The organism is Psychrobacter nivimaris (genome assembly GCF_904846365.1).
In the GTDB taxonomy this organism is placed as follows: Bacteria; Pseudomonadota; Gammaproteobacteria; order Pseudomonadales; family Moraxellaceae; genus Psychrobacter; species Psychrobacter nivimaris_B.
Genome location: NZ_CAJHAL010000013.1, coordinates 23,036 through 49,612, shown reverse-complemented (window position 1 = coordinate 49,612; position 26,577 = coordinate 23,036). Strand labels below are relative to the sequence as shown.

The window sequence follows — 26,577 nt, the reverse complement described above, 5'->3', positions numbered from 1 at the left end:
CATGACTGCTTATCATTTATCTCAGTCAATAGGTGACAATTAACCACTCATCTATTACAATAACGACCTCCGAGAGGTGTTGCGCCATAACAGTGATTTACTGCATTAACATTCTATAGTTATGCAATCACAGGTTATGTTAGGCTCGGTTAACTGTCGAGATTCCATATTTTTGGTCGCTCACAGCGCAAACAACGGCACCTGCGTTTTTATTCTTTTTATCATTCGTTAACCACTGATAGGAGCATATTATGGACGCAGTGTCTACTACACCATCTGCCCATACGATCGACCCCTCTTTCACTGACTACAAAGTCGCTGACATCAGCCTTGCTGATTACGGCCGCCGTGAAATCACCCTTGCTGAAGCCGAAATGCCTGCCCTAATGGGCTTGCGTCGTCGCTACGAAGCCGACCAGCCGCTTAAAGGCGCAAAAATCGCTGGCTGTATCCACATGACTATTCAGACTGCTGTACTTATCGAGACACTAGTCGCGCTAGGTGCTGAAGTACGCTGGACATCATGTAACATCTTCTCAACTCAAGACCATGCTGCTGCTGCAATTGCTGCTGCTGGTATCTCTGTTTATGCTTGGAAAGGCGAAACAGAAGAAGAGTATGAATGGTGCCTACGTCAGCAAGTACATGTTGGCGGCGAAGCATCAGGCCAACTTTGGGATGCTAACTTAATCTTGGATGATGGCGGTGATTTGACTGCTTTGATTCACAATGATTATGCAGAGCTTCTTGATAACATCCACGGTATTTCAGAAGAGACCACCACTGGCGTTCATCGCTTGGTTGAGATGCTTGGTAAAGGTACACTTAAAGTACCAGCCATCAACGTCAACGATGCAGTTACCAAGTCTAAAAACGACAACAAATACGGCTGCCGTCATAGCTTAAACGATGCTATCAAACGCGCTACCGATATGTTCCTTGCTGGTCGCCGCGCTTTGGTTATCGGTTATGGCGATGTAGGTAAAGGCTCTACACAAAGCTTACGCCAAGAAGGCATGATCGTACGTGTTTCAGAAGTTGACCCTATTTGTGCTATGCAGGCATGTATGGACGGCTTTGAAGTCTTATCACCATACATTGACGGTGACAACACGGGCGGCGCAGCCAGCATTAACAAGCGCTTGCTTGAAGACACTGACATGATCGTCACCACGACTGGTAACTATCACGTTTGTGACCGTCATATGCTAGCAGCCCTTAAGCCTGGTGCTGTGGTGTGTAACATCGGTCACTTTGATACAGAAATCGACACACAGTTTATGCGTGATAACTGGCGCTGGGTTGAGATCAAGCCACAAGTTCATCAAATCTTCCGCTCAGACGATGAGAACGATTATTTGATCTTGCTTGCTGAAGGTCGCCTAGTGAACCTAGGTAACGCAACTGGTCACCCATCACGCGTGATGGACGGCTCATTTGCCAACCAAGTATTGGCTCAAATGTATCTGTTCGAAGAAAAATTCGCTGACTTGCCAGCTGACCAACGTACTGACAACCTATACGTAAAAGTATTGCCTAAAAAGTTAGACGAAGAAGTAGCCGCTGCGATGGTTGCAGGCTTTAACGGTACGCTAACCAAGCTGACCCAAAAGCAAGCTGAGTATTTGGGTGTGCCAGTTGAAGGTCCATTCAAGCCTGATGCTTATAAATACTAAAAGGAGCCTGACTGTGAGTAAGCCTGCTTTCTCCTTTGAGTTCTTTCCTGCAAAGACCGAGCAAGGTCACGAAAAGCTTCTCAGCACTTATGATGAGCTTAATAAGTTGTCGCCAGCTTATTTTTCGGTAACTTATGGTGCGGGCGGTTCAACCCGTAGCCGCACCTTAGATATCGTACAGGCACTAAGTGCGCGTGGTACCACTGAAATCGCGCCGCACATGTCTTGTATTGGCGATGACAAAAGTGAAATCGCTGAATTGCTCGAGTATTATAAGACTTTAGGTATTAGACGCTTAGTAGCGCTACGCGGCGACTTGCCATCAGGTCAGGTGGGCATGGGTGAGCTACCATTTGCGGTAGATTTGGTAAAGTACATTCGTGAGCATTCAGGTGATCACTTCCATATCGAAGTGGCTTCCTACCCTGAGATGCACCCACAAGCGCGTAGCTTTGAGTTTGATATCGATAATCTGGTAAATAAATACCAAGCTGGTGCCAATGCGTCGATTACCCAGTTTTTCTACAACGCTGACAGCTATCTGTACTTGCGTGATAAGTTAGAGAAACGCGGTATTGATACAGTAGCTCAGCCTTTGGTCGCTGGTATCATGCCAATTACCAATTCAAGCAATCTCTTGCGTTTTGCTGATAGCTGTGGCGCTGATATTCCGCGCTATGTACGTAAACAGCTAATGGATTTTGGTGACGATAGTAAGGCTATTCGTGAGTTTGGCTTTGATGTGGTTTATCGCTTGTGTGAACGCTTGATTGCCGAGGGCGTACCTGCCATGCATTTTTATAGCATGAACAAAGTTGAGCCAAACAAACGCTTGGTAGAAGCATTGGGATTGACCGCTTAAACTTGTAAGCATTCTAAAATGCCCCTTAATCATTCCTGAATACATTATTAATGACTGGCGCTTCTAGGAGCGCCAGTTTTTTATTGTCAAAATTTTGACCAATAGCCCTTTACCGTTTTATTCATACACTTTATCTTATTTGATTTTTAAAAATTTCTTCACTGTGTAATAATGCTGCTCTAAAAATAATTATCTTTATTAAGAAAAATTCTCATAAAACAAATGTCATTAATTGTCTCAAGTGATATTCTATAGATCTAATAATAACTATACTCAATCAAATAATAGGAATAAGACCACGTGCGACGTTTTTTTTATGCCGTTAGCAACGACAACGCTGATGCCTCAGCACTACCTAAATTGGGTGAGTTACCGATAGGTAGCAATGTCGAATTACCCGATAGTATTGTTCATCACTGGTGCCGTGTACTACGAGCCAATATTGGTGATCAAGGGATTTTGTTCGATGGATTTGGCGGCGAATATACAGTACAACTACAGGCTATTAGTAAAAAAAACGCCACTGCTACTTTACTTGCTCATATAGACGATGATCGTACGGCAGCTACTATCACTCAAATCGGCTTAGTAATGAGCCGAGGCGAACGTATGGACTATGCGATACAAAAGGCGACCGAACTTGGCGTGACTGCTATTCAGTTACTCAGTAGCCACCACGGAGAAGTTACATTAAAACCTGCACAAATTGAGAAGAAACTGTTGCATTGGCAACAAGTGGCGATCGCAGCTTGCGAACAGTGCGGACTTAATCGTCCACCTCTTATTCTTGCGCCACAATCTATCAATGAATGGCTAAGCAATACCAATTCTGACGCTAAGGCTACTGAAGCTACGAAGGCGCAAATGGCCGTCAGTTCTATCGTTTCTGTGCTTAGTCATGATCCTTACTACCAAGTATTAGCAAACGCTGCAGACCTGTGTATGCAGATGAGCGTACCAGCAGCAGGACAACCTGCCATGCCTAGCGCTCTATCTGATATTCTCAAACAACAGACCCCTTATATTAAACTGTTGATCGGGCCTGAAGGTGGTTTGAGTCACGATGAATGTCAGCAGGCAGAAAGTGTTGGCTTTAAGCCTTGGCAAATCGGCACAAGGGTCTTGCGTACCGAGACTGCACCAGTGGTAGCGTTAGCTACTCTACATGCCTTAAGCCCCTAGTAAAAACTGATAAGTATTAGTATGACTATCGTAGTTTTTATCTTTTATGCTTATAGTCAAAAATAACGTCTGTTCTGTATCGTACATAGTAAAATGCGATGCCAACTCAATGTTAATAAATTGATAATGCAGTTATTATTTTTATAAGCCCTTATCTTTTGTGAGCCACTATTATGAGCGATTTTGACACTATCCCAGCATCGATTAAGCAACGGTTAATGACCGAACTGTGTGAGAGAATTGAAGATGCCATATTTATACTAGACGAAAATCTACGTTATTTATCTGTCAATCCTAGCTATGAGCTTTTGATTGGCTACAAAGAAGAGTTTTTAATCGGTCGTCCACTTGGTATATATGCTGCTGAATTTTTATCAGAAGCAGAGCAAGTAATTCTAAAAGATATCAAGAAAAACTTAAACGAACATGGTTTTTATGAACTTGATTTTTCGATGGCCAACCGTTATGGACAGAATATTGACTGTCATATTACTTATCGCAGAATTTATATAGATCAAATGGCTTATCATATTGGTATGCTGCGTGATATGTCTGCAGTTATTAAAGATCAAAAACAGGTCGCCCATTTACTCAACTATGATCAGCTCACAGGTCTCCCTAACCGCAAGGTATTTTTGAGTCAGACAAGTGACATGCTATTGGATAGTTACCAAGAGGTTGTCCTTGTACGCTTAAACATTGACCGTTATCGCAATCTTGCCAGCCTATTAGGGCCTGATGGTGCCAATGACTTAATAAAAAACTTTGCAGAAGGAGTCGAGAAGCTCAAACTACATAATTTACGCTCCTTTTCTCACTTTGGTGGTGATGATTTTGCGCTACTGTTTGAGGTTAAAGATGCCAATATGGTACGTCATCAGCTAGACACACTTATGCAAATGTGTGAACGCCCCTTCTCTACTGATAAGAGCCATGCGACAGACGCAAATATCTATTACCATATTTCTGTGGGTGTCAGCTGTTTTCCAAAAGACGATAATGAAGTAACGGGTTTATTGACCAAGGCAGAAAAAGCGCTGGACTATGTCAAGCAGCACGGTGGCGATGATATTCGCTGGTACGATGAGGCCATTGAAAGCGCCACCGCTGGCAGTTTAGAGTTAGAGTCTGAGCTTAGGACTGCTACCATTGAAGGTCAATTCGTTCCTTATTATCAGCCAAAGTTCTCATTGGAGACTGGTGCTATTACAGGTTTTGAAGCATTGGTACGTTGGCAGCACCCTACTCGCGGATTACTCAAGCCCGTTCATTTTATCAATGCCATTATCGCGCACAAGCTCTCCTTTGATTTGTTTTCGCAACTGGCCATTAAAATTGTCAAACAACTAGCCGTTTGGCAACAGCAAGGGTTTCATCAACACGTCTGTATCAACGCTGATGCTGCTGAGTTTAGCCACCCTGACTTCTTTGATATGGTGAGCACACTACTGACAGAGAATGACGTTGCTGCCCATCAGTTGCATATTGAAGTGACCGAGTCGTCTTTGATTCAGCGTCATGATAATGTAAAAAAACAGCTTAACTCGCTTAGAGAGCTTGGCGTACGTCTAGCGCTCGATGATTTCGGTACTGGTTATGCATCATTGAGCTACTTGCAAGAATATCCATTTGATTTTATCAAGATTGATAAGAGCTTTATCTCCAATATTGAAACCGATCGTACCCAGCACGCGATTGTAAAAGCCATTTTAGACTTAGCAGTCGCTTTAGACATGCAAGTCGTTGCTGAAGGTATCGAAACTGAGCAGCAGCGCGATGTGTTGTTAGATATGGGTTGCAAAATTGGTCAGGGCTATTGGTTTAGCAAACCCGTGGCTGCTGATGTCGCCACTGCGATGCTGATTCAACAAAATGCTTCTGAGTAAACGCTAAGCTATTCGTTATAAGTTATTAATCATAAACTACTATAGTCATCCACTATAAAATTATTACAGCGTTAACCTCGCTTGAAGTATCACAGTTACATCTGCACTCGGTTGCCTTGTACTACTTTTAAATTGGATCGACTATATGTTAAGACTCCTAGCATACGAGCATGTTTCATGTTTATATATGTGAAATAACTTACATGCTCGGTTCTACCAAATAGTGCTGTAATTTATACCGATGCGTTTGTCTTTATGGCGAACGCTATTTTTTTGGCTGTCGTTTTTTCATGTTAATATCGGTCATATAAAGGACTATCTGTCTTAGTAACATTAGAGTTTTCATATGCTTAATGCTGCTGTTTCCTAGCGCCTAACGTCGATTGCATAACCGATGCAAGATAGGTTCATGACTTATCAGTCCTGTCACCAAACTTGTATAATCACCTATGAAAGCCTATCTTTTATAGTGAATTTGTTAGAGTACATTTAATCTCTCATTGACTCTGATAATCACCACTCTTTTCAACACTATTTTATGTAATCGATAGCATGGTTGACCTGCTTTACTGTTTATCATTTATTTAGATTTTCAGATTGGCTAGGTAAGAATAACGCACTAGAGGATAGTGCGACCATATGCTCATTATTGGCTATGATCGGTTACATTCCAAAAAGGACAGGAAGTTATGCAATACAAAGCGCCCTTACGTGATATCCAATTCGTTATGCATGAACTACTCGATAGTGAAAGCCACTACAAAACTTTGCCTGCGTTCCAAGAAGCTGACCGCGAGCTAATGGACAGCCTATTTGAAATGGCTGCAAGCTTTGCTGAAAACGAACTGTCACCATTGAACCAAAGCGGTGATGCTGAAGGCTGTAAGTTTGATAATGGTAAGGTCACCACGCCAAAAGGCTTTAAAGAAGCTTATGACGCGTATTGTGAGCTTGGCTTCCCTGCTTTATCTGCTGAAGAAGATTTTGGCGGTCAAAACATGCCGTTCTCATTATCTACTGTCATCAATGAAATGGTTGGTACGGCTAACTGGTCATTCTCTATGTACCCCGGCCTATCACATGGTGCTATTCAAACCATCGAGCATCATGGTACTGACGAGCAAAAACAAACCTATTTAGAAAAAATGGTCACTGGCGAATGGTCAGGCACCATGTGTCTTACTGAAGCGCATGCGGGTTCTGACTTGGGTATTATCCGTACCAAAGCTGAGCCTAAAGAAGATGGTAGCTATAGCATCACGGGTCAAAAGATTTTTATCTCTGCCGGTGAGCATGACCTAACTGATAACATTATCCACATTGTTTTGGCTCGTCTACCAGGCGCACCTGCTGGCACCAAAGGTATCTCATTGTTTATTGTCCCAAAAATGACGGTCAACGCAGATGGTAGCGTTGGCGAAAGCAACAATGTCGTTTGTGGCTCTATCGAACACAAAATGGGTATCAAAGCTTCTGCAACTTGTGTCATGAACTTCGATGGCGCAACGGGTTACTTGATTGGACCTGAAAACCGTGGCCTACAGTGTATGTTCACCTTTATGAACGTGGCACGTATCGGTACTGCTGTGCAAGGTTTGACTGCAGCAGAGTATGCGTTCCAAGGTTCATTGACTTATGCAAAAGACCGCTTAGCGATGCGTTCACTATCAGGTACGAAAGCACCAGAGAAAGCGGCTGACCCTATCATCGTACATCCAGCGGTTCGTAACATGCTATTGACTGAAAAAGCCTTTGCTGAAGGTGGTCGTGCGCTAGTGTATTATCTCTCACACTTTGCAGATACCGTCGCAAAAGGCGAAGGCAAAGAGTTGAAGTTTGCTGACCAAATGTTGTCACTACTGACACCAATTGCTAAAGCGTTCTTGACTGAAACAGGTCTGGAAGCTGCCAACCATGGTATTCAGGTTTATGGTGGTCATGGTTTCGTTAGTGAATGGGGTATGGAGCAGAACGTACGTGATACGCGCATTTCTTGCTTATACGAAGGTACCACAGAGATTCAAGCACTTGACTTGTTAGGCCGTAAAGTCCTAGGTTCACAAGGTAAGCTACTTGCCAACTTTGTAAACGTTATTCAAGAATTCTGTGAAGAAAACAAAGAAAATGACGAGATGGGCCAGTTCATCCGCCCGCTTGCCAAGCATCTTAAAGAATGGGGCGATTTGACTGCACGCATCGGCATGCAAGCAACTGAAACACCAGATGCTGTCGGCGGCGCTGCAGTAGACTATATGTATTTCAGCGGTTATGTCACTCTAGCCTACTTATGGGCACGTATGGCACTGGTTGCTCAGACTGCTATCGCAAACGGTACTGGCGAAAAAGCATTCTATGACGCTAAAGTTAAAACAGCTCAGTTCTACTTTGCTAAGCTATTGCCACGTACGACTACGCACGTACAGCGTATCAGCACTGGTGTAGAGCCATACATGAGCATGGACGTTGATCAGTTTGCCTTTTAATTAAAGCGCTAAACTTCGTAATCGTATAATCTGAGCGGCAATATACTTCGGTGTGTTGCCGCTTTATTTTGCGCGTGCTTATGACAACTATCAACATAGTTTTAACAGTAGCAACTATCTATAAGCACCGACCCGTCTACCTTCTCACATTATAGTTATCAGCAAGGTATCTATAAGCACTTCAATAGCCGTTGCTAACTTTTGGTGTACGCACAATTCACGAAGAAATACACTCGCTCACAAGCTTATTTGTTAAACTTTGATTATTAATCGCTAAGGTTATACCAAGAGAACAGTTGATAATCTTAACAACTTCGATTTTAATTATTTGAACCAAAGGAATGTTTATGGCTGTTTATAATGCCCCTCTTAATGACATGCGCTTTATCTTAAATGACGTATTCAAGGCGCCAGAGTTTTGGCAAAACAACGAAAACTTGGCTCATGTTGACATGGAAACTGTCGATATGATTTTAGAAGAAATGGGAAAACTGTCAAAAAACATTCTACTTCCTATTAACCGTAGCGGTGATGAAGAAGGCGCAACTTTCGAAGGTGATGGCGTCGTCACGACTCCGACAGGATTTAAAGAAGCCTATAAGCAATATGCTGAGTCCGGCTGGGTCGGCTTAAGCGGTAATGCTGAATACGGCGGTCAGGGCTTCCCTAAAATGGTTACCATGCTCACCGAAGAGATGGTTTTCACTGCCAACCAGTCATTTGCACTATATCCAAACCTAACAGTAGGCGCGACGCTTTGTTTAAATGCAGCTGGCTCTGAAGAGCAAAAGCAAACTTATCTAGAAAAAATGTACAACGGCGAATGGGCAGGTACTATGTGCTTGACAGAGCCGCATGCTGGTACTGATTTGGGTATTATCAAAACCAAAGCCGTGCCTAATGATGACGGTAGCTATGATATCTCTGGCACCAAAATCTTTATCACTGGTGGTGAGCATGACCTTACTGACAACATCATTCATTTGGTATTGGCAAAAACACCAAATGCACCAGAGGGCTCAAAAGGCATTTCACTATTTGTCGTACCAAAATTCTTGGTCAATGCAGATGGTAGCTTAGGCGAGCGCAATACATTAGCGGTAGGCTCTATCGAACACAAAATGGGTATCAAAGCCTCTGCGACTTGTGTCATGAACTTTGATAATGCTAAAGGCTGGATGGTTGGCGCGGAAAACACTGGCCTATCATCAATGTTCATCATGATGAACTATGAGCGTGTCACTATGGGCTTGCAAGGCCTTGGTGGTTCTGAGCTTGCCTATCAAAATGCAGCATTATATGCCAATGATCGCGGTCAAGGTCGTAGCGATACACAGCTACAAAGCCCAGAAAAACCTGCTGACGCTATTATCCATCATGCTGATGTCCGCCGTATGCTATTGAACGCCAAAGTAAACACTGAAGCGTCACGCTGTTTTGCGATGTACGTTGCCAAAAATCTTGATGAAGAGAAGTTTAGTACCGATCCTGAGTCAGCCAAAGCAGCTGCAGCTCGTGTTGCTCTATTAACACCAGTTGCTAAAGCGTTCCTGACTGATAAAGCACTAGAAGCAACTGTTGATTGTCAGCAGGTATTTGGTGGTCATGGCTATATCCGCGAATGGGGTATGGAGCAGATCGTTCGTGATACCCGTATTGCACAGATTTATGAAGGCACCAACGGTATTCAAGCGCTTGACTTACTAGGTCGTAAAGTTGCTCGTAACAACGGTAAGTACGTCACTCATTTCTTGGGTGAGATTCGTGACTTTGTTAGCAACATGCAAGCAGATCACGCTATCAAACAAGCTACGTTAAATGCAGCAGATACTATCGAAGAGTTAACCACAACTGTGCTTAACAACATCGGTGAACGCAAAAACGAAATCAATGGCTGTGCGGTTGACTACATGCATGCGTTTGGCTACCTTGCTTACTCATACATGTTTGCGTTGATGGTAGAAGCCGCTAATGGCAAAGAAGGCGAGTTTTATACTAATAAAGCCAAGCTTGCAGATTACTTCGTTGGTCGTGTCTTACCGCGTATCGATGCTCATGCACAAATGGTCAAAGCTGGTAGTGACCCAATGATGAACTTTGATCTTGCTTATTTCGACGTTCCTGCAAGCTAAGTTAGCTTTAAAACTAACCTAAAATACCTTGATTAAAAGGACAGTCGTGTTACTGTCCTTTTTTTTGTCAAAATAACTGCTAACAAAATAATTCAATATCAATTGGCAGTTCCGATTAAAATAACGCAAGACAAGATGTCGCTCGACTACAATTGAACGATTGGCAAACATTACTCAACCACTTATACCGACTTAAATAATAAAAACGATTGAAACAACCATGATAAAGGGTGCGACGTGTCAGAATTAAAACGCATTTTACAACAGATTACCGCCTTGAGCGACGTGCCAGATCCTGCGGTACTCAAACGCTTGATTGATGAGCTACGAGTCAGTGATAAAGAACCTGCATTGGCCAACGAAAAAATTCAATCCCTTATTAATATCATACATCAGCATCCAGAATATGGAGATGGGTTGTCTAGTTTTGTGCTAAAACTGATTATCCAATATCGACAAATTGCGCTGTATACCGATACTGGTATCATGTCCGATCAAGGGTTCTTTAACAGCTTACGCCGTTTGATTGGCCATCGGTTTTTACCATTACTACCACAAGATGATTCTGTCGTTGAACTGGTGGGCTACTTATTTAATAAACGCTCTGATGAACGTTGGCTTGCTAATATTGAAAAGGAAAAATGGGACAAACTGGTTGAGCTGGTTCGCGTAGAAGAGAAACATTTAAATCTAGTCGCTACCGCAAAAAACAGTATTTTAAACGCCATTATCATTTTATCTTACCGCATCAGCGGTATCGGCTTACATCCTGATTTGATGGAGTCCTATCCACAAATACTGAACTATTCCGCATCTTTCGTTGCACAAAATCAAGAAGCCGTACTCTTCGTCAATCAATATCGTCAAGCACATGAGCTTGATACCTTGACAGATATCACGCCCGAGCAAGCAGTCGATCCTGCACCCCTATTGGTTATGCTCGAACAGTGCGAAGATATCGTCGCTACCGTACGCAAGCGGATTTATAAGACCGGTATCTCTATCCGTTTGACCAATATGATGCTGCGTTTGGATCAAAGCTTGCAGCGTATGCGGATTTTAACTGAGCTGGTCACAGACGATAATCAAAAGCGAGATCGCGCTGTTATCGAACTGATACAAGCGCTCATTACTACGGCCAATCAGCGCTATAGTATTGGTTATTTGATTGATAACAATACCAAACTGCTCTCTCGCAAAGTCACAGAAAATGCCAGCCGCGTCGGTGAGCATTATATTAGTACCGACAAAGCTGGCTATCAAAAGATGCTCAAAAAAGCCTCTATTGGTGGTTTTGTCATTGCATTTATGGCAACCATAAAAATACTGGCGTATCACTTAGCGCTCGCACCCATGGGTCGCGCGTTCATCAACAGTATGATTTATGGTTTGGGCTTCGTATTTATTCATGTTATTCGCGGCACAGTCGCGACTAAGCAGCCAGCCATGACCGCGGCTGCAATCGCTTCTACCATATCTGAAGGCTTTGGTAAAAAATCACATCAGTTAACTAAGCTATCAGAATTGGTCGTCGATATCTTGCGCACCCAGTTTATTGCTATCATGGGTAACGTCATGTTAGCCGTACCCGTCGCCTTGATTATCTCTTTTGCTTGGTTGCAATATACTGGCGCGCCAATGATCGATACCGAAAAAGCAGGACACCTGTTACATGATCTCGACCCCTTTCACTCATTAGCACTACCCCATGCTGCCATTGCTGGGGTTTACCTGTTCTTATCTGGTTTGATTGCCGGCTACTACGATAACTTGGCAGTTTATAACAACGTAGGCGCGCGTATACAACGTCACAAATTATTAAAATACATATTGCCTAGTTCATGGCTTCAGCGTTTAGGCGGCTTTATAGAAGCCAATTTGGGCGCTATCATGGGTAACTTCTTATTCGGGGTGTTCTTAGGTAGTACCGCGACTATCGGCTATATCTTCGGCTTACCAATTGATATTCGTCACATTGCCTTTGCTTCAGCAAACTTGGCACACGGACTATTCAACATATCTGCTGATGATATCAGCTGGAGCCTCATTCTAATTTCTATACTTGGTGTGGCACTTATTGGTCTGGTCAACTTAATCGTTAGCTTTTCACTGGCACTGTTTGTCGCCCTACGTTCTAAAGAAGTTCGCTTTTTTGAATGGAGTCGCCTCACAAAACTGGTGTTTGGCCATATTATTAGTCATCCGTCTGACTTTTTCTGGCCACGTGATAAGCCAATGAAATATGCGCGTATCGACAGTCAGGGTCACATGATATTTGATGACACTTCCGCACAAAAAAATGGCAAATCTATACCAAGTAATTATGTGGTGAGGCGTTTGTCCGATGTCAGAATCTTGCCTGAATCTAAACATGCTGATGCTCAACACTCCCAGACGAATACCGACATCAACTATGAAAAACAGCCGACAGATGAGCATACGCAGCCGTATAACTCTCCTGAAAAGATCATGGATCTGGATGATGGTTTAGTCGATGACGAACTAAACAGCGTTCCTTATACCGATGATATCCAATACGATAAGGCCACCAAAACGATAAGTGCGATTGATAGCGATGTCGTTAGTGATGAGCCATACCACACTGACTCTGATGACAAGCAGACTGGTGACGCAAAAACACCTCTACCAAAACCTAAAAAACCACCAAAGCTGCCTAGTTAAATAGGTAGTTGCGGTGGGTTTTTGCTCGATCGACTGTTGTTACTAAAATTATTTGTCATAACGTCTGTTATCAGAGTATGTTCGATGCGCTATAAAGGTAGCGAAGCATTGGCTATATAATTAGCATTCTTTTGTCTATCATCCTAAATTGTACTAAATTAATTGACCACAGACTTTGATCATAGGAAAGAAAATGTCATTCTTTTATCCTAAAGATGTAGATTTTATGGAGATGTTTGGATGCGAGAGTCATATAGATAATGATGGTTTGCTAGAATCCACATTCATTGATACACAAAATAAAAAAATGGTTTTTTCTATCAGTGATATTCAGAACTCAATATCTGCTTATATATATCAAGATGAAGCATTAATATTTAAGATATATGAAGAAGGAGCGATGAGGGTCATGATATATGAAAATCAGATCATTATAGAATATCTGAATTATCAGGATTTATACGCTAAAAGACTTACTATTATTGATGTGTATCCAATATTTAAAATTGACCACTCTACTCTGATAGACAAGGATATGAACCAGCTAAACTAAATACTTTAAAGGTATTATCATATTAAGATGTACCTACAGCGAACCAATCAGGTGCTTTCACTGGTTCGGTACCCTAGTGAGGACTTGAACCTTTGGCTGTAGTCCAAGTGATTACTATGAGTATAGGCTTTTATATTGAATCAATGTACATCTGAGTGTACTTAATAAGCCTGTCTTAATTGTTTTTTGACTAGGTTATTACGTCGTCATTAATAGTCAGGACAATTCACCGTTAACTATTCGACATATGTTTCAGTGCTGGCAACCCAATAAAGGCTCATGTCTTCTTCTTTTAGAGATGCCATTTCAGTTGTACGGCCTTCATCATCTACAAACTCAATTAAGTACACAGGGGGATTTTGATCAAAAATATGTACTACAGTACCCAAATGACCTGCTCTGATATCGTCTTGAATATTTTTTGATACCTTAATAACATCGTTTATATTCAACATACTGCTAAGCCTTATATTTAATAACGTCTGTTATGGGAACGTGTTCGGTGCGCTATACAGGCATCGATCTGCTAGTGTTAGACATGAACTTAATTACTATAAAACCCACAGCATAGGATTATCGAGCTGTATGATTAGAATCTTCCAAGTTAATTTCTACGGGATTGACGGCAGGGGTCACTTATTAGTTGACCTAAATTAGTATCAAATGTATTGAGGGAGTTTCATGACGGTTAATAGACTTCTCATTTACAGATTTTATTGCAAGAAAAAAAACATTCATAATTATGTCGTTCTCGTAAGGAAAGTTTTTAATCGTTAGATTTAACACTTCATTTTTTCCTACAGTAACCTCCGACATGCCGTATTCTGGATAGCGTATGTCACCTAAGCAATCAATTAAGGCATGAATATTAGCACCATAAAAATTTGGAAAACCAAAAGCATGCTTTAATTTTTTGTGCATCTTGTCCGCTGTATTAACACCTATAAAATCTATAGTCATTTCCATGTTTTATCACCATTTTTATTAAGGTATACCCCAACGAAACCAGATGTTTCACCCTTTAAACCTATTAACATACCACTTAAAATAGACTGGTATAATGGAACTACTTATAACAGACTGTTTATTTAGCCTTATATATTAAGACGCTTATAACCCTCTTTATGGACTCGGGCACTGTGCGCTTGAAGTTGTTACTTTGCCGTCACCCAATCGATAAGCCAATAGATAATTACCCCACACGCAGCCACCGTCGAGTGCGCGCGCATGTGGCAAATCAATTTCGCCTTTTAGCGCAGCCCAATGTCCAAATAGTATCTTACGAGTGCGCGGTACTTGCCACTCAAACCAAGGCAAAAAATCGGTTGGCATAGCCTCATCTAAACCTGCTGAAAAGCTAAACTCAAGTGACCCGTCCTGCTTACACAAGCGCATACGCGTAAAGTAATTAGCAATTGCACGCATCTTGGTAAATCCTTCGATACCTGCATGCCATTCATCCGCTTCTTTGCTATATAGATTCGGCAGCAATTGATCGAGCTGCGCCAAATTGCTTTGCAGCTGAGCTTCTAATTGCTGTGCGTATCCTGCAGCGGCTTCAATACTCCAATGCGGTGGAATCCCTGCATGTACTAGCACCGTGTGCTCATCAGGATAGGCTAATATCGGCTGCCTACGTAACCATTCGAGCAACTCATCACAGTCATCCGCAGCAAAGATAGGTGCCGTTTTGTCTTTATTTTTAAGCTTGGCGGCCCCGCGCCAGACTGCTATCAAATTAAGATCATGATTGCCCAATACCGTTGCCGCAGCGCCTTGCTCACACAACACTTTGACATGACGCAGCGTGTTCAATGAGTCCTCGCCGCGTGCTACCAAATCACCAGCAAACCATAACTTGTCTTGGGCAGGATCGAAATCCAGTGTCTTTAGCAATTGTAGATATGCAGCATAGCAACCCTGTAAGTCACCGATAACATACTGATGGCGAAAACTCATAACACCTCAACGATTTAAATACGATAGTTAAAGACAGCTCGATAAGAAATAAATACTTAAGTACTAGTCATAAAAATAAAGCATAAAAAACCGCCATTATAATTGACGGTTAGTAGCATGCTTTTATGTATCAAAAATACATTATACGTCTAGCTGTTGTGAATGATTGCTTAGGTTCACAAAGTCTGTGACGCTTAATGTCTCAGGTCGTGCCTGCGGATCAATACCACAAGCCTCAAAATCGTCTTCGCTCAATGTCGGTAGCAACGTTGATTTTTTGAAGATAGCACGTAGCGTCTTGCGACGATGGTTGAAAGTCTCACGCACGACAATAGCAAAGTGCTCTTCATCATTTGCGACTACTGGTTTGTTGATATGCGGTGTCAGGCGGAAGACAGCACTGGTCACCTTGGGTGGTGGATTAAACGCACCGCGAGGAACGGTCAGCAAGTAATCTGTATCACAGTGATATTGCATAATGACCGACAAGCGGCCATAAGTCTTGCTACCCACGTCGGCTGTGATACGCTCGACCACTTCTTTTTGCAACATAAAATGCATGTCTTGGATCACATCGGCATAGCTAAGCAGATGAAATAAGATAGGCGTTGAGATGTTATATGGCAGGTTACCTACCACGCGCAGCTTACCGCGCTCTTCACTATATAGCTCACGGTAGTCCACATGCATCGCGTTATCTTTGATAATCTCAAAGTTTGGATGGCTATTGGCACCGATACGAATACGCAAGCTATCTGCCAAATCGCGATCCAGCTCCACCACGGTCATCGCATCCACTTCTGCCAATAACGGCTCGGTCAATGCGCCCATACCAGGCCCAATCTCGATCAAATTGTCATCGCGCTCTAGACGAATACTTTCGACGATTTCGCGAATGACGCTAGTATCATGCAAGAAGTTTTGGCCAAAGCGCTTACGCGGCTGATGTTTGGCAGCACGTAAGCTGTTAGAAATAGTTTGAGCATCAAATGAAGTTTTGGACATAAAAGAGTCTTAATGTATAAAAGATAAATGGGCGATGATAATGTCATGGCAGCGATATACTGACTTTATAATAACAAATTATAGCACAGCTCATAATTAGGCTGTATTTTTGAATAATTATTATCGATAGACGAGCCATGCTTTTGAGTAACTGACTCGGTAACTTTTTATCCCTACATCCATATAATATAAACTCTGATTATGCTAAATGGTAGCGTCAAACCAAGCGCTAGCAGACAGAAACAAGTCCAAAGATGGAGTCCTCATAACGATTGCGGCGTAAAAATAAATCGATAATTAATTGATTTTTAAAGATTTTTAGGTTTAATAAAGCCCGACTGTATAACGCAATTGGTTATGTCTCACCTTTTGATTCTGAAAAGCGGTATTATAATAATTTAACCCTGTCAGGTATTGCTGCCTGACTCCAGTAAGTCAGTCTCTGATATAGTCGAGGCGGTTTAGCCCTACGCGATCGTCAGCTCGCTAAATAAACACCCTTAGGGAGTTCAATTATGATCCTGAAACTTAACGTCACACTCCATTATCGACTCTCAGAGCCAATGGATCTTTTGCTTCAGATCGAAGCCGCCAATCTTGTGGATCAGCGGGTGCGTTCGACCGAGATTTGGACATCAGACGTTGCGCATTTTTCACGGGTCGCCGCCGATGATGGTATAGGAGAGCGGATTTGGATTCACGCTGAAGGAGATTTTAGCTGCACTTACCTTGCAGAAATCGCCGTTGACCGTCCTGCCTTGGACATATCGGCACTGTCCCAAACGCCCCTGCATCTTTTGCCCGGAGAGACGATCAGGCATTTAATGCCGTCTCACTATTGCCCGTCAGAGCAGTTCCATGCCTTCGTGGACGCCGAGTTTGGCAATCTCACTGGCGGCGCACGGATTGCCGCGATGCGCGACTGGATCGAGTCGGCATTTAGCTATGTACCCGGATCGAGCCATGCACAAACCACCGCACTCGACAGCTTTGCTCAACGTCAGGGCGTATGCCGCGACTTTGCGCATGTTCTCGTAACACTAGCGCGCGCGTCGTCGATACCAGCTAGGTTTGTGAGTGTTTATGCGCCCGATGTGACACCACAAGACTTTCATGCCGTGGCCGAGGTCTATCTTGAAGGAAGCTGGCACCTCATTGATCCAACGGGTATGGCAGGTGCCGACACGATGGCCCGCATCGGTGTTGGGTCCGATGCGTCCAGCGTCGCGTTCTTAACCTCGTTCGGATCCATGGAGCTGGTCAACCAATCGGTATCCGTAACCAGACAGTCTTAGGGTCCTAACCCTAGGCTTTCGAGCCTGTGTTCAAGACAGATGCTGTTCCTCATGCACGATAAAAACTTTACTAAATCGTCTTAGGCGGCTGCCTTTTTAGATAGGCATTGCTGATGCTAACGTTGCCAAATACTGCGTGATAAATGCTCCTAAGACACCCACTTACTCAAAAGAATCGATAAGTGATTTATCAGCCATCTCATTAGCCATATTTAGTGCTTGGTATAAACTGGTCGCACTCGCACCGCCGCTTCCTGCCAAGTCTAACGCCGTACCATGATCGACAGAGGTACGGATATAAGGCAAGCCCAAGGTTAGATTGACCGTATCGCCAAAACCGTGCGATTTTAATACTGGCAATCCTTGGTCGTGATACATGGCAATGACCGCATCACAGTTTGCTAAATGTCTGGTGGTAAATAACGTATCGGCTGGCATCGCCTCTGATATATTGACGCCTGCATCGATGAAGTCTCTTAAGACTGGATTGATGATTTCAATCTCCTCGCTCCCTAAGTGCCCACCCTCGCCTGCATGTGGATTGAGGCCGCAAACCAAGATACGAGGCTGCGTGAGACCAAACTTATCTCGCATATCATCAATGACAATCTGCACCGTTTGGCGTACATTGTCGGCAGTAATCGCAGCAGGGATGTCTTTTAATGGCAAATGCGTAGTGACAAGTGCTACTTTCATCGCTTGATTGGCAAGCATCATGACGACCTTCTCACAACCACTTTGCTGCATAAAAAACTCAGTATGACCACTAAACATAGTGCCATCTAATAGCTTGATACCAGCATCTATCAACGCTGATTTTTGCAATGGTCCGGTGACGATGGCAGCGACTGTATTATTGATTGCCAGTTTATGAGCAATATCTAACTGCTGAGCCACCATCACTGAGTTAGCAATATTGATTTGCCCGCAGACAACTGGTGCGGCACAAGGGATATTCAGTAGAATAAAAACACTATCAGCATCTATATTCTGCTTTGATATCTGCTCTACCAAGTTAACATCGAAGTTATCGGCATTTACAGCTGTATTGATAGTATGCCAACTAGGTATGCTTTTGAGCACGCCAGCCGCGACCAACTCCTCTGCGCGAGTTTGCATGGCTTTAGCATCAGCAGTCACCCAAATGGGACGGTCAAAATCTTGCAGCTTGCCCTCTGCTGCTAGTCCTAATACTACGTCCATGCCAATACCTGCAGGCTCACCTGTAGTGATTAATAGCGGGCGCTTTTTTTCTGTCATAACAATAGCCTTTTATTTAAATTACTGATTTTATTATATTTATAATTATTATTCTAATCTTTTATACTTAGACATTGTATGGTATCTCTTACTTCATAAAAAACAATCACTTCAGATTTAGTGCTTTATCAAGTCTAAAAAACCACATTATGTGTTAAACTTTCGCATCTGATTGTAGCATTTACAGACAAACCTGAGACCGCGTTTTGGTACTTCTATCGTAGAGGCGCGCTATGTTTGTATTGCTCTATCATCGACATCCTTTTTCATACCCATTTTAACTCATTAGGCACTCATGGCAGAAAACGACAAAACCGACGACTTACTCAATCAGACACCGCCGCACAATATTGATATTGAAAAGGCATTGCTCGCGTCTTTGATGAGTATCGAAGAGGCGTACGACAAGATTGCCGATATTGTCACCAAAGATGACTTTTATGCTGGGCGACATCAATATATTTTTGATGCCATTGCCCATTTGGCGGCAGTGAATGAGCCTTATGATACAGTCATGGTACACGACTGGTTAGAAGCGCAAAAGCTACTCAAAGGCGCAGGTGGTGACAGTTATTTGGCGGATATTTTGAGCCAAAGTCCTGCTACCTTGTTTAACCTGACTGCCTACGCTCAGCGCGTGCGTGAACTATCAACCCTACGCCAGCTGATTACCACTGGTAATGACATGCTGACGCTCGCTTATAATCCAAAAGACCAAAGCGTTAGCGACATTCTCGATAATGTCGAAGGTAAGATATTTAGTATCAATGAGCAGCATAACAAACGCGCGGAACAGCGCGGACCTGTTGGTATTACCTCTGTCTTAACCAATGTTATCGATAAGATTCAAGAACTCAAATCAAATCCCGATGGCATGATTGGTTTGCAGACACCCTTTGCCGAGCTGAATAACAAAACCCAAGGCCTACAAGCGGGTGACTTAATTATTGTCGCTGCGCGTCCTTCGATGGGTAAAACCACTTTTGCGATGAACTTGGCAGAAGGAATTTTGTTTAATGAAGATTTGCCTGTTGTCGTGTTTTCGATGGAGATGCCTGCCGAATCTATCGTTATGCGTCTGCTATCCTCATGGGGCGCGATTAACCAGACGCACCTGCGTTCTGGGCAAATGAATGAAGATGAATGGGCAAAGATGATGAACGCCATTCAACATTTGCAATCAAAGCATTTATATATTGATGACAGTACTGCCCTACCGCCGTCTGAGATGCGTTCCCGCTGCCGCCGTATCGCCAAAAACCATGATGGTCGCTTGGGTGCTATCGTAGTCGATTATCTTCAGCTGATGAAAGTACCAAGTCTAGATGGTAACCGTGTTGGCGAGATTTCCGAGATTTCTCGTAGTTTAAAGGCACTGGCACGTGAGCTTGAATGTCCCGTGATTGCATTGTCACAGCTTAACCGTAGTCTAGAAAACCGTCCAAATAAACGTCCTATCATGTCGGATCTACGTGAGTCTGGTGCGATTGAGCAGGATGCCGATTTGATTATGTTCATCTATCGTGATGAGGTTTATAATGAAAACTCGGACCACAAAGGCGTGGCGGAAATCATCATTGGTAAACAGCGTAACGGTCCTATCGGTACTATTCGTCTAGGCTTTGAAGGTCAATTTACCCGCTTTATCAATCTAACGCCAGAGTACTATCAAGGCGTGAGTTTTGAGAATGATGAGTAACTAACCTTATAAAATTTAACCCTAACAAAGACTAAGCCTTATATAGACTCAGTTTCAATTATAGGTTAATGAATAATTTTACATAACCAGTTTTAATACAATAGCCAGTACCGCATCAACTCAATCGATGCAGTGCTGGCTTTATAACTTCATAATTCTACTCATAAAGAAGGCGATTATGCGCACAATTACTATAAAACCAAAAGCCCTTACTCATAACCTAAATCAAGTCAAACAACGAGCACCTCAGTCTAAGGTATTGGCTATGGTCAAATCCAATGCTTACGGGCATGGCGTGGCGGCAGTCTTGCCAGCCCTGCAGCAAGCAGATGGTATTGGGGTCGCGACTTTAACCGAAGCATTAGAAGCCAGACAATTAGGCTGGGAGAAAACCATCGGTCTAGTAGAAGGTGCATTTACCGCTGATGAGTGGCAGCAAGCGACTGATCATGAGATTAGCTGCGTGATTCACCATGGACCACAGCTAGAGTGGGCACTACAAAACATCCCGCCAGCTGGCAGTGCAACTAGAGTGGCTTGGCTCAAATACAATACAGGTATGAACCGTTTGGGTTTCAATGCTGAGGGTGTGCTATCAGCAGCAAAACGCCTACATGAAGCGGGTTATCAGCTGATCCTAGCCACGCATTTTGCCAATGCTGACGACCACGATCACCCATTAAATGCGATGCAGATTGAGCGTTTCTCAAGCGTACTGGCGACTTTGAAAGACATCATTAGCCCAGATATCCAAGGCTCATTATGCAACTCTGCTGGTATCGTCAACTTTCCAGAACATCATTATGATTGGGTACGTCCAGGCATTATCTTGTACGGTAGCTCACCTGTCGTCGATAAAAGTGCACAAGAACTAGACTTGCAGCCCGCGATGGATTTCAGTGCTCAAATCATTGCTCTACAAACCGTTAGCGCCAATGATACAATCGGCTATGGTAGCCGCTGGCGTGCGCAGCAAGACACCAGAACGGCGTTGGTCAGCGTGGGATATGGCGATGGCTATCCACGTGTGGTCACTGATGATACGTATGTTACTGTCATGGATGCTAACGACAGCCAAAGCTACCGCTGCCCAGTTATTGGGCGAGTAGCTATGGATATGATTGTCATTGATATCAGTAATGCACCTGAGAGTCTTGCTATAGATAGCAAGGTCATGCTCTGGGGCGATGCGCCTCGTGTCGACGAAGTAGCAGGTCATGCTGGGACGATTAGCTATGAGCTGTTATGTCGCCTTAGCATACGTCCAAACCGTACACAGGCATAATCATTAGCGGCACAGTCATTAGCATATAAGATATTGCGGCTTGCTAAGGAGATTTTGGTCTATTTGGCAAGCCATTTAATCTTGATAAAAATGAACGTTTACATTGAAAGTAAATACGCTATACTAAAAGTTTGTTGTCAACCCAGTATACGCACTGACGCGATGCTATTGAAGACTGATAACGTTTCACTGACTGCGATCGACTGCTAGGATTACTATGAGTTTGCGCCATTTTTTAACCTTATCTGATTTAACCAAACAAGAACTAGAAAACTTAATCAAACGCGCAAGCGAATTGCGTAAGATGCAACACGCAGGCGAGATATACCAGCCTTTTGTTGGTCGTACGCTTGGCATGATATTTGAAAAATCTTCAACGCGTACCCGTATCTCATTTGAGACGGGCATGGGTCAGTTTGGTGGTAACGCCATATTTTTATCACCAAACGATACGCAGCTCGGTCGCGGCGAGCCACTAGAAGACTCAGCACGCGTGATTTCTAGCATGGTTGATATCATCATGATTCGTACCTTCGGGCACGAAAAAGTTGAAACCTTTGCTGAATACTCAAGCGTACCGATTATCAATGCGTTGACCGATGACTATCATCCATGCCAGTTGCTCGCTGATATGCAGACCTATTACGAGCATCGCGGTAGTATCGAAAATAAGATTGTGACTTGGGTTGGTGATGGCAACAATATGTGCTCGTCATTTATGCAAGCTGCCAATCAGTTTGGTTTTGAATTACGCGTGGCAGCACCTTATGGGTTTGAGCCTGATCCGAAACTTATGGAACGCTTCTCACATTGCGTCAGTCTGGTAGAAAACGTACAAGACGCGGCAAAAGATTCTAACTTAATTGTCACTGATGTGTGGGCAAGTATGGGTCAAGAATCAGAGCAAAACACACGTGCACGTCGTTTTGCGCCTTATCAAGTGACACCGTCTCTATTAGACAAAGCCGACCCTGAAGTGGTGTTTATGCATTGCTTGCCCGCCCATCGCGGCGAGGAAATCTCTCATGACATGCTTAATGACCCACGTTCTGTCGTTTGGGACGAAGCTGAAAACCGCCTACATGCACAAAAAGCATTGATGGAGTTTTTACTTAAAGACAAAATCAAGTTGCCTGCATAACTTAGGTTATTTTATAAAAAGACAGTGAGATAAATAGTACAATAACTTGCTAACAAACTCCTAAATAAGTTCTCAAATAAAAAAGCCGTCCAGATCTGGACGGCTTTTTTATTTATACAAATGATTTGATCATAGATTAACGCGTGAGCGTTGTCACACCATTAGCACCTGCTTTCAGCAGAACGTCTGCTTGGTTTGCTGCAAAGATACCATTACAGACCACACCGACGATATTATTTAGCTCTTTTTCGAGCGCGATTGGATTACTCACATCCAAGTCATAGGTGTCTAGAATGACATTACCATAATCAGTGACAAAGTCTTCACGGTATACGGGTTCACCGCCCAATTTGGCCAATTGGCGAGCCACATACGAGCGTGCTTGTGGCAATACTTCAATCGGTACTGGAAACGCGCGACCTAAGATATCAACGCTTTTGCTATCATCGACCATACAGACGAACTTATTTGAAGCTGCAGCCACAATCTTTTCGCGAGTCAATGCACCGCCGCCGCCTTTGATAAGTTGCAAGTGCTCATTGACTTCATCAGCACCATCGATATAAACATCCAATGTACCAGCAAAGTTTAAATCGACTATTTCGATACCAAGCGCACGAAGTTTGTCTTCTGTCACCTGTGAGCTAGCGACAGCGCCAGCAAGCTTCAATTGTGGCAACAACTCAATCAAACAGTTGACCGTACTACCTGTCCCTACCCCAAGTATCATATCGTCTTCGATATAGCTTAGAGCAGCTTTGGCCGCGGCTTGCTTTTGTGCTTGCTGATCACTCATCATAAATCCTTGGAAAATAAACGTATGGTCTTAAAAACAGTAAAAGGCTAAAACAGATAAAATGCGCGGCTATTATAACCGATGATATTAACGGATGTTAGCGCATCATGACGCTAATTTGTGAGTCCTATCGTGCCTACACTAAGACTTAACTTCGGCAAATACCTGCACTTCATGTAAATTCAAGTACGAAATCCCAAGAAAACTGCAATTGAGTCTTGCAAGATACTAAAAATCGGCATAGGCTAATCTATTTCGTTTTTATATTCATTTATACTTTTTATATTCACTCTGTTTAGGGATTACTATGCTGTCACACTGGGTACGAGCCATCTTACAAGCCACCGTCTATGACGTTGCTATTCAAACACCACTTGAAACGGCACCCAAGCTGACCCAACGTTTTGCCAATGACATTCGATTTAAGCGTGAAGACTTACAACCAGTCAAATCATTTAAATTGCGCGGTGCCTATAACCGTATCAGTCAGTTAAGCGATGAGCAAAAAGCACGCGGCGTGATTTGTGCTTCAGCAGGTAATCATGCGCAAGGCGTGGCTTACTCTGCACGCAAATTATCACTAAATAACATCATCGTTATGCCAACCACGACTCCTGACATCAAAGTGGATGCGGTAAGAGCACTTGGTGGCAATGTAGATCTGCACGGTGATAGTTTTGATCAAGCAAACCGCTATGCGATTGACCGCGCTGAACGCGAAGGACTGACCTTTATTCCGCCTTATGACGATGAACTGGTCATCGCAGGACAAGGTACCATCGGTCTTGAGCTGACCCAGCAGTGGCGTAATATGGACTATGTATTCGTTGCCGTTGGTGGTGGTGGTCTGATTTCAGGTGTGGCCGCATTTTTAGGTGAAGTGGCACCACATGTCAAAGTGATTGCGGTAGAAGCCGAGCAGTCAGCTTGTCTAAAAGCAGCACTTGAAACAGGTGAACGTGTCAAACTTGAGCAAGTAGGATTGTTCGTCGATGGGGTGGCAGTCGCGCAGATTGGTGAATTGCCTTTTGATGTCGTCCGTACGCAAAAAAGCGATAACTCAGGCCCTATCGTTGAGCCTGAAGTGATCACTTGTACCAATGATGAAGTGTGTGCGGCTGTCAAAGATATCTTTGAAGAGAATCGCAGTATCGTTGAGCCTGCTGGCGCGTTGTCAGTCGCTGGTATGAAAAAATATATCGAAGCCAATAATATTCAAGATAAAAACTGCGTCGGTATCATTTGCGGTGCCAATATGAATTTTGACCGCCTGCGTTATATCGCTGAGCGTACCGAAATCGGTGAGAAAAAAGAAGCCATCTTTGGGGTTACTATTCCTGAACAAACAGGCGCTTTTTTGAACTTCTGTCGCAGTCTACATGGCCGTAACATCACAGAGTTTAACTACCGTGCTGACAGCAAAAAGTCACCAGACTCAATGGAGCCTGCCTCAATCTTCGTAGGTATCGCTTTAAAAGAAGGCGAAAAAGAGCGTCAAACCATCAGTAACCAATTGTCAGACGATGGCTACACTGCTCACGACCTGACTGATGATGATATCGCCAAATCACATATTCGTCATTTGATTGGTGGTCATGCTCATGTCGAAAACGAACAATTGCTACAAGTAGTATTCCCAGAACGTCCAGGCGCATTGCTAACGTTCTTAGAAAAATTGGGTGATGACTTCAATATTACTTTATTCCATTACCGCAACCATGGTGCTGCTGAAGGTCGTGTGCTGGTTGGCCTGCAAGCCTCTGAAGGTAACTCTCGTCAGCTACAAGACGCGCTTTTAGATATTGGTTATGACTGTGCCACGGTCAATGACAACATTGGCTATCAGTTGTTTTTAAGATAACCTCTTAAGAGTATGTTCCTAAGATGAATAACAAAAGCGGCTTCTCTTATGATTAGCCGCTTTTTGCATCATATAACCCGATACTAGGGAATGTCCCTATTTTAAAAATGGTGATAAACGTTTGAACTGGGAACACGTCCTAAGCACTACAATCACAAAAATACATTTGCAAATAGTAAAGTTGCCCTAATATTATTTATATAAAACTATGATTTAATATAAAAACGAATGCAGAGTGACTCTTATGAAGAAAAATGCTAATGCTGATGATAATAACCAAGGTTTGGTGAAAATCCGTCTCGATAAATGGCTTTGGGCAGCTAGGTTTTATCGTACACGCACCCTAGCCAAACAAGCGATTGAAAGTGGACGCGTGCACTATGCTGGTAGCCGGGTAAAAACCAGTAAAGAGATTTCAGTCGGAGATGAGCTAACCATTCGTCAAGGCTCAGCGACCGCTATGACTGAAAAGACTGTCGTTGTTGAGGCGCTATCTGCACAGCGTGGCAATGCGACCGCCGCTGAGGTACTATATTCAGAGACCAAAGAAAGCGAGACGCGCCGTGCTTACTATGCCGAACAGCGCAAACTGGCCAACCTTGCTCGTCCTGACAACAAACCCAACAAAAAAGAGCGACGCGATCTACAGCGTTTTAAAAGTAATCAAGATTAAAACCGTTTCACTATCTCACCTTTTGGCCATGCATCATATGGCCAAATTTCCATTGTTAAATGACGCTATTGTTTAGTCTCTATCCTTGCCATTCCAAGCATTAAGCGTTACGCTAGCAGCTGATTCAATCGATTGCATGCTAATAAA

Annotated in this window: 20 protein-coding genes; 14 read left to right on the top strand and 6 right to left on the bottom strand. The window is 43.2% G+C overall.

Translation table 11 applies throughout. The features are described 5' to 3' along the window. Positions 1-251 precede the first annotated feature (251 nt). From ahcY to JMX63_RS07080, 8 genes are all read left to right on the top strand, one after another. Entirely contained in the window at positions 252-1,676 is a 1,425-nt protein-coding gene (gene ahcY / locus JMX63_RS07115) for an adenosylhomocysteinase (RefSeq protein WP_101204984.1), read from the top strand. Then, positions 1,660-2,538, top strand: coding sequence for a methylenetetrahydrofolate reductase [NAD(P)H] (metF, locus tag JMX63_RS07110; protein WP_227673274.1), 879 nt, complete (start codon positions 1,660-1,662; stop codon positions 2,536-2,538). The genes ahcY and metF overlap by 17 nt, the downstream gene beginning before the upstream one ends. A 300-nt stretch (positions 2,539-2,838) precedes the next feature. Next, the gene (locus JMX63_RS07105; protein WP_201571757.1) at positions 2,839-3,720 is read left to right on the top strand and encodes a 16S rRNA (uracil(1498)-N(3))-methyltransferase; all 882 of its coding nucleotides are present in this window, start codon (positions 2,839-2,841) and stop codon (positions 3,718-3,720) included. A gap of 173 nt (positions 3,721-3,893) precedes the next feature. Then, positions 3,894-5,606: a putative bifunctional diguanylate cyclase/phosphodiesterase gene (locus JMX63_RS07100; RefSeq protein WP_201571755.1), complete on the top strand. Its 1,713-nt coding sequence runs from the start codon at positions 3,894-3,896 to the stop codon at positions 5,604-5,606. Positions 5,607-6,295: 689 nt separating this feature from the next. Continuing rightward, a complete protein-coding gene (locus tag JMX63_RS07095) occupies positions 6,296-8,089 on the top strand; it encodes an acyl-CoA dehydrogenase C-terminal domain-containing protein (protein ID WP_201571754.1) in 1,794 nt (597 codons plus the stop codon). A 347-nt stretch (positions 8,090-8,436) separates the two neighbouring features. Further along, positions 8,437-10,221, top strand: coding sequence for an acyl-CoA dehydrogenase C-terminal domain-containing protein (locus tag JMX63_RS07090; RefSeq protein ID WP_101204979.1), 1,785 nt, complete (start codon positions 8,437-8,439; stop codon positions 10,219-10,221). A gap of 237 nt (positions 10,222-10,458) precedes the next feature. Further along, positions 10,459-12,903 (top strand): site-specific recombinase, encoded by a 2,445-nt coding sequence (locus JMX63_RS07085; protein WP_201571753.1) that lies wholly within the window; start codon positions 10,459-10,461, stop codon positions 12,901-12,903. Positions 12,904-13,096: 193 nt separating this feature from the next. Next, complete coding sequence (locus JMX63_RS07080) at positions 13,097-13,456, top strand: hypothetical protein (RefSeq protein WP_102092992.1); 360 nt, start codon at positions 13,097-13,099, stop codon at positions 13,454-13,456. A gap of 236 nt (positions 13,457-13,692) precedes the next feature. Here JMX63_RS07080 and JMX63_RS07075 read toward each other — a convergent pair whose 3' ends face one another. From JMX63_RS07075 to rsmA, 4 genes are all read right to left on the bottom strand, one after another. After that, positions 13,693-13,911, bottom strand: coding sequence for a DUF4926 domain-containing protein (locus tag JMX63_RS07075; RefSeq protein WP_201571752.1), 219 nt, complete (start codon positions 13,909-13,911; stop codon positions 13,693-13,695). A 193-nt stretch (positions 13,912-14,104) separates the two neighbouring features. After that, positions 14,105-14,422 (bottom strand): barstar family protein, encoded by a 318-nt coding sequence (locus tag JMX63_RS07070; RefSeq protein WP_201571751.1) that lies wholly within the window; start codon positions 14,420-14,422, stop codon positions 14,105-14,107. A 156-nt stretch (positions 14,423-14,578) separates the two neighbouring features. Then, positions 14,579-15,415 carry a symmetrical bis(5'-nucleosyl)-tetraphosphatase gene (locus tag JMX63_RS07065; protein ID WP_201571750.1) on the bottom strand — a complete coding sequence of 279 codons (837 nt, stop codon included), beginning with the start codon at positions 15,413-15,415 and terminating at the stop codon, positions 14,579-14,581. A gap of 141 nt (positions 15,416-15,556) precedes the next feature. Further along, positions 15,557-16,420, bottom strand: a complete 864-nt coding sequence (gene rsmA / locus JMX63_RS07060; protein WP_102091795.1) for a 16S rRNA (adenine(1518)-N(6)/adenine(1519)-N(6))-dimethyltransferase RsmA — start codon at positions 16,418-16,420, stop codon at positions 15,557-15,559. A 515-nt stretch (positions 16,421-16,935) separates the two neighbouring features. Here rsmA and JMX63_RS07055 point away from each other — a divergent pair. Continuing rightward, on the top strand, positions 16,936-17,715 hold the full coding sequence (locus JMX63_RS07055) for a transglutaminase-like domain-containing protein (protein ID WP_201571749.1): 780 nt from the start codon (positions 16,936-16,938) through the stop codon (positions 17,713-17,715). 162 nt (positions 17,716-17,877) lie between these two features. Here the strand turns inward: JMX63_RS07055 and pdxA are convergent, their stop codons facing one another. Further along, positions 17,878-18,975: a 4-hydroxythreonine-4-phosphate dehydrogenase PdxA gene (pdxA, locus tag JMX63_RS07050; protein WP_201571747.1), complete on the bottom strand. Its 1,098-nt coding sequence runs from the start codon at positions 18,973-18,975 to the stop codon at positions 17,878-17,880. 295 nt (positions 18,976-19,270) lie between these two features. On the opposite strand from pdxA, the gene dnaB reads away from it, so the two are divergent. From dnaB to argF, 3 genes are all read left to right on the top strand, one after another. Beyond that, positions 19,271-20,674 carry a replicative DNA helicase gene (gene dnaB / locus JMX63_RS07045; protein WP_057760393.1) on the top strand — a complete coding sequence of 468 codons (1,404 nt, stop codon included), beginning with the start codon at positions 19,271-19,273 and terminating at the stop codon, positions 20,672-20,674. Between the two features lie 178 nt (positions 20,675-20,852). Then, complete coding sequence (gene alr / locus JMX63_RS07040) at positions 20,853-21,959, top strand: alanine racemase (protein WP_201571745.1); 1,107 nt, start codon at positions 20,853-20,855, stop codon at positions 21,957-21,959. 217 nt (positions 21,960-22,176) lie between these two features. After that, positions 22,177-23,100, top strand: a complete 924-nt coding sequence (gene argF / locus JMX63_RS07035) for an ornithine carbamoyltransferase (protein WP_057760398.1) — start codon at positions 22,177-22,179, stop codon at positions 23,098-23,100. A gap of 136 nt (positions 23,101-23,236) precedes the next feature. On the opposite strand, the gene rpiA is transcribed toward argF, so the two are convergent. After that, positions 23,237-23,896, bottom strand: a complete 660-nt coding sequence (rpiA, locus tag JMX63_RS07030; protein ID WP_057760400.1) for a ribose-5-phosphate isomerase RpiA — start codon at positions 23,894-23,896, stop codon at positions 23,237-23,239. Between the two features lie 307 nt (positions 23,897-24,203). On the opposite strand from rpiA, the gene ilvA reads away from it, so the two are divergent. Further along, complete coding sequence (ilvA, locus tag JMX63_RS07025) at positions 24,204-25,757, top strand: threonine ammonia-lyase, biosynthetic (protein WP_101205019.1); 1,554 nt, start codon at positions 24,204-24,206, stop codon at positions 25,755-25,757. Between the two features lie 244 nt (positions 25,758-26,001). Next, on the top strand, positions 26,002-26,430 hold the full coding sequence (locus JMX63_RS07020; protein ID WP_057760405.1) for an RNA-binding S4 domain-containing protein: 429 nt from the start codon (positions 26,002-26,004) through the stop codon (positions 26,428-26,430). Positions 26,431-26,577: the final 147 nt, after the last annotated feature.

Coding starts and splice junctions, on each gene's coding strand:
- ahcY (WP_101204984.1), top strand. CDS start 252: ATGGACGCAGTGTCTACTACACCATCTGCCCATACGATCGACCCCTCT.
- JMX63_RS07075 (WP_201571752.1), bottom strand. CDS start 13,911: ATGTTGAATATAAACGATGTTATTAAGGTATCAAAAAATATTCAAGAC.
- ilvA (WP_101205019.1), top strand. CDS start 24,204: ATGCTGTCACACTGGGTACGAGCCATCTTACAAGCCACCGTCTATGAC.
- JMX63_RS07080 (WP_102092992.1), top strand. CDS start 13,097: ATGTCATTCTTTTATCCTAAAGATGTAGATTTTATGGAGATGTTTGGA.
- argF (WP_057760398.1), top strand. CDS start 22,177: ATGAGTTTGCGCCATTTTTTAACCTTATCTGATTTAACCAAACAAGAA.
- JMX63_RS07055 (WP_201571749.1), top strand. CDS start 16,936: ATGATCCTGAAACTTAACGTCACACTCCATTATCGACTCTCAGAGCCA.
- dnaB (WP_057760393.1), top strand. CDS start 19,271: ATGGCAGAAAACGACAAAACCGACGACTTACTCAATCAGACACCGCCG.
- JMX63_RS07020 (WP_057760405.1), top strand. CDS start 26,002: ATGAAGAAAAATGCTAATGCTGATGATAATAACCAAGGTTTGGTGAAA.
- rpiA (WP_057760400.1), bottom strand. CDS start 23,896: ATGAGTGATCAGCAAGCACAAAAGCAAGCCGCGGCCAAAGCTGCTCTA.
- JMX63_RS07095 (WP_201571754.1), top strand. CDS start 6,296: ATGCAATACAAAGCGCCCTTACGTGATATCCAATTCGTTATGCATGAA.
- JMX63_RS07090 (WP_101204979.1), top strand. CDS start 8,437: ATGGCTGTTTATAATGCCCCTCTTAATGACATGCGCTTTATCTTAAAT.
- metF (WP_227673274.1), top strand. CDS start 1,660: ATGCTTATAAATACTAAAAGGAGCCTGACTGTGAGTAAGCCTGCTTTC.
- alr (WP_201571745.1), top strand. CDS start 20,853: ATGCGCACAATTACTATAAAACCAAAAGCCCTTACTCATAACCTAAAT.
- pdxA (WP_201571747.1), bottom strand. CDS start 18,975: ATGACAGAAAAAAAGCGCCCGCTATTAATCACTACAGGTGAGCCTGCA.
- JMX63_RS07100 (WP_201571755.1), top strand. CDS start 3,894: ATGAGCGATTTTGACACTATCCCAGCATCGATTAAGCAACGGTTAATG.
- rsmA (WP_102091795.1), bottom strand. CDS start 16,420: ATGTCCAAAACTTCATTTGATGCTCAAACTATTTCTAACAGCTTACGT.
- JMX63_RS07065 (WP_201571750.1), bottom strand. CDS start 15,415: ATGAGTTTTCGCCATCAGTATGTTATCGGTGACTTACAGGGTTGCTAT.
- JMX63_RS07070 (WP_201571751.1), bottom strand. CDS start 14,422: ATGGAAATGACTATAGATTTTATAGGTGTTAATACAGCGGACAAGATG.